At 48.4% G+C, this 4,404-nt stretch carries 3 protein-coding genes; all 3 read right to left on the reverse strand.

Translation table 11 applies throughout. The features are described 5' to 3' along the window. Positions 1 to 108: 108 nt before the first annotated feature. Genes Q0620_RS01360 through Q0620_RS01370 form a run of 3 tightly spaced genes read right to left on the reverse strand, consistent with a single transcriptional unit; the run spans position 109 to position 4,027 of the window. Positions 109 to 1,161 (reverse strand): GDSL-type esterase/lipase family protein, encoded by a 1,053-nt coding sequence (locus Q0620_RS01360; RefSeq protein WP_298782895.1) that lies wholly within the window; start codon positions 1,159 to 1,161, stop codon positions 109 to 111. Then, entirely contained in the window at positions 1,154 to 2,467 is a 1,314-nt protein-coding gene (locus tag Q0620_RS01365; RefSeq protein ID WP_298782897.1) for a DUF459 domain-containing protein, read from the reverse strand. The genes Q0620_RS01360 and Q0620_RS01365 overlap by 8 nt, the downstream gene beginning before the upstream one ends. Further along, a complete protein-coding gene (locus tag Q0620_RS01370) occupies positions 2,468 to 4,027 on the reverse strand; it encodes an MBOAT family O-acyltransferase (RefSeq protein ID WP_298782898.1) in 1,560 nt (519 codons plus the stop codon). Positions 4,028 to 4,404 lie beyond the last annotated feature (377 nt).

The raw sequence follows: 4,404 nt of genomic DNA on the forward strand, positions 1-4,404 counted from the left end.
AGCGGCGAAATCCAAGTAGGCGCAGCTTTGCTTACTGCCGCTAAATTTTAAATTTAGCGGCCAACTTTGTAAATTTTACGGCGAGCCGCCTAAATTTAAAGATTAATTTTAAAGCCTGCCGCGCAATTTCGTCGCCAGCGCTGCGCCGATTTTTTCGTAGCCCTCTTTTTGCAAGTGGATTTCGTCGGGGCGGATCAGCCCGCGCTCGCGCCAGCCGCGCCAGCCGCCATCCTCATCCATAAGACCGGCTATGTCGTAAAACATCGCCCCTTCGTCTCGCGCTAAATGCGCCAGCACCTCCGCAGCGCGTGAGGCGTTTGGCACTTTAGGGCTTCGCGGCGGCGCTACGAGCAGGATTTTCGCACCGGGAGCTGCGGAGCGAACGGAGCGAAGCAGCCCACGGACGCTTTGGTAGAATTTTTGCTCGTCAAATTTCGGATCCATCGCATCGTTTGTGCCATAAGCGATGACTACGAGATTGTATCTAAGTCCTGAAAAATCCCTACCAAAGGCATCTGCACCCCATTTTTCGTAGAGGTTGCTAAACGCGCCGTTGCTCGCGCAAGAGTCTGCAAAGCGCGCGTTTTTACGGTAAATTTTATATCCTCCAAGCTCTGCTCCATCACGCAGCGATCGAATTTCGATAGGAAATCTAAGTCGCAGCTTAGAATACTCCCATTTCTGCGGCACTTCTTGCGAAATATACGCGCTTAGCCCACTTGCATCGCGCACGCGAAAAATCTCGCCGCCCTGATCCGATTTATGCAAAATTTCGACGTAAAAATCGCCGCTAAGCTGCTTTAGCTCCAGTCGCACATTAGCGCCCTTTTTGCCGGTAGCGATCACTCCGCATAGTGGGAAATCGGGGTCTTGCTCGGTGCGGGATGAGATTACATTAAAGCCGCTTTGCTTAAATTCTATATTTTCGCTTTTGTGATATTTAGGCATCATTGCAGGCACGAAGCCGACGCTGTTTTGCACGAAAAAACCATGTCTGAAAGCATCTATCAGCGCGTCGCTTCCTAAATGCGAATCGCCAAAAAATTTCACTCCAAAGCCCGCAGAGCTTTTTGTATTTGCGGAATTTATGCCGCGGACGCCTGCGTTTGCCGCGCATCCGCCCAATAATGCGGCAAATAAAATCACTATAAATTTACTCAACTTCAATCCTTGATAAAATTTCTTTCGCTACCGCTTCGCAACCCTCTTTGCTCATATGAATGCCGTCGTCTTGGCGCACGCGCACGAGCTTGGAGCCACTTTGCAGATAGGTTTTATAGACGCCTTTTTCGCACACCAGCGGGGTTGTTTGCATAAAATACCCGCCAAGCGCCATACTGACGTCGGCATATATTTGATTTAGCAGCTGCGTTTTCTCCTCAAAATCCGGCTTTTGCATACACGGCATCGCTAGCCACAGCACTCCCGCGCCGTGCGAGTGCGCCGTATCGTAGATCTCGCGCACTCTTGAGGCGTAAAACTCCCGCCAGCGCGGCGTTTTAATGCCGTAGGTCTTGCCGCCCGCGCGGTACTCCCAGACGTCATTGGCGCCCAGCAGCACGACTACGAGCTTAACGCCGCCATTCTCTCTAAGCGCGGTATCGAGCGTCTTTTGCCAGTCGAAAGATTTCTTACTCGCAAGCCCCGTAGATTGCTTGCTAAGATCGATCACCCTTAGACTTCGCTTCGGGAAAAATTTCTTAGCGTTCATCCCCACGTATTGCATCAGACTATCACCCATAAAAAGCACCTCATCGCCTGCATTTAGGCGGATTTTGCCATCGTCGCTAAGCGAAATTTTAGCATCAAACTCTGCGGAGCTTTGCGTCGTTAAATTCTGCTCCAAAGCCTGCGAAGCAGGGAGTTGAGAATTGGAATTTTCGCCGCTTTGCAAGGTTGCGCTTGCCGTGACGGGATTTTGCGACTCAGCGGAGCTGTGCGGCACAGAGCTTGTTGTAGTCTGGCTTTGTGGCACGGAATTTTGCGAAGTAGAATTTTGAGGGATGGAATTTTGTTCGTAAGGCTCCTGCGTAGAATCGCGCGTCTTTGAATGATGCATAGAATTATTTAAGGCAGAATTATTCTTTGCAGCATGGGCTTGCGGCTTGCTACCTTGCGACTTAACGCTTTGCGAAGCATCGTGATCTCGCACCCCCATGCTTTGCAAAGCTTGATTTTCCGCCATACGATCTTGCGCAGGTTTTTTAAAATTTTTGCTTCCGCTATGCGGACTTGCGTCCTCATCCTTGCTAAGATCCTCGCCTTTGATACGCTGCTCTAGCTTATCTGCGACATTTGCAATCTTTTCGTAGATCTCTCCACCTACGCGAAACGGCGAGCGGCGCAGCCATTCTTCTAGCCCAAAGTCATCGTGAAATCGCTGCTCCAAATAATAAAGCAGCGAGCCTTGCATAAAAAATGCCGAGAAAAACAGCGCAAAAAGCAGAGTCGAAACAAACCTAAGCATCTAAAATCCTGCGTAGATGAAATTTGGAATTCCGCTTGGCATCAGCGCGAAAATCAGCGTGAAGATCATGCCGAGCACGAGAGCTTTAGGTAAAAACGGCAGCTCGGCAAAAAGCGCGATCAAAGTATCTTTAAGAGCTGAAATTTTAGGATAAACAAAAATCCCCGCTAAAATCACCGCAAGCACCGCTAGCTCGCTAATATCTCCAAAAGCTCGCGCGCGGGCAAAAGCACCCAAAATCGCCGCCGCATCCGGAAGGGAATTGGCGAAAAAAATCCAAGCGAAACTTACAAAAATATAGGTACAAAATAGTGCCAAATACGGATTTAGCGGCTTTACGCCCACTTTGGCAAGACATTTTAAAAATACAAGCGCCACTCCATGCAAAAGCCCCCAAATCAAAAAATTTAATCCCGCACCGTGCCAAATGCCCGAGAGCGCAAACGCGATTAGCAAATTTACGCAGGTGCGCGCAAAGCCATTGCGCGAGCCACCAAGCGGAATATAAATATAATCGCGTATAAACGTGGATAAACTGATATGCCAGCGATCCCAAAACTCGCCTAAATTCTTAGCCGCATAGGGCATATTAAAATTCTGCGGCAGCTTAAAGCCCATCGCAAGTCCAAGCGCACGCGCCATATCGATAAAACCGCTAAAATTCGTATAAAGCACCACGCCATAAAGCAGCAGTGCAGCTAGAATTTGCGCCGCGGAGAACTCAGGCTCATCGCCGTAAACGCCCGAAATCACATCGCTATAATACGCGCCCAAATAGCCGCTAATAAGCAACATCTTAACTAAGGCAAAAATTATAAGCACATAAATTTCATCGGCATTGCCAAAGTGCTTGAAGCGATCAAACTGCGGCAGTACTGGCTCTATCCTCTTTGCTGCGCTAGCGCGTCCGATAGGACCCATCACGACGCTGGGGAAAAATGCTAAAAAGCACGCCAAGCTCAAAAAGCCCTGCTCGCCGCATTCGCGCCTATAAACCGAGACGAAATAGGTGATCGACATAAAAACATAATATGAAATTCCAAGCGGAAACGCCACGCTATCAACGGCACCTAGGTGCAGCGCGGCAAGCACGGCATTGAAAAACTCCCTGACGTAGCCATAATATTTAAAAAACGCGAGAAAAAATAAGCCGCCAGCAACCGCCGCAAGCATCACTGCGCGTGCCTTCGTAGTGGGTAGTGGGAGCTGCTTCGCTAACCCCGCTTTTTGCACCTGCTTTGCTATGCCAGCTTGTTTTGTTACACCCATCTGCTTGGTTGCCACTTTACGCGAGAGCTTTTTCTTATGCGAAGACTGCTTTGCGGGCGGTATGGCTTTTGCGACTACGCGATTAGCGCGAGCGATACACACCCCTGCAAAATATACGAAAGCGCTATAGGCTGCAAGCACCAGCGCAAAGCGAGGATTTACGGAGCACATAAAGCCGTAGCTTGCTAACAGGATCAGGATTTTTTGCGCGAAAATATGATTTTTGAGCGTCCAATAAACGATTAAAAACGCTAAAAAAGCAAGGACAAACTCGGGCGAAAAAAATGTCATTCAATCTTTCCAATTTAAATTTTTAAAGCTCTTGCGGCTTTTAAACGCTCGCGGCGTGAGATTTATACGAAGCGAAAAAGCTTTTTAAATCGCTTACAGCACGATATTTTATGCGCAGGCACGGCATTGCGCCGCTAAACGCTCTAATAAATCTAGCGTCCAAATCCTTCTTAGATTCACGGTCAGCTTGCATGCAAGCCCTTACCACGTGAGCAAAATTCCGCCACAATGGCAAAATTTAAAACGCAAATGAGAGCTCTACACACGAATAAAATTTTTAAACGCGCTGAGCGGTTTGCCATCAAATTCTTACAAAAGCTCGCAAACGCAGTCTCATAGGTTCTACCCGCATGATTTCAAAATAAGTGCTTTTTGGA

It is taken from the genome of uncultured Campylobacter sp. (assembly GCF_938017615.1).
In the GTDB taxonomy this organism is placed as follows: Bacteria; Campylobacterota; Campylobacteria; order Campylobacterales; family Campylobacteraceae; genus Campylobacter_B.

Coding starts and splice junctions, on each gene's coding strand:
- Q0620_RS01365 (WP_298782897.1), bottom strand. CDS start 2,467: ATGCTTAGGTTTGTTTCGACTCTGCTTTTTGCGCTGTTTTTCTCGGCA.
- Q0620_RS01370 (WP_298782898.1), bottom strand. CDS start 4,027: ATGACATTTTTTTCGCCCGAGTTTGTCCTTGCTTTTTTAGCGTTTTTA.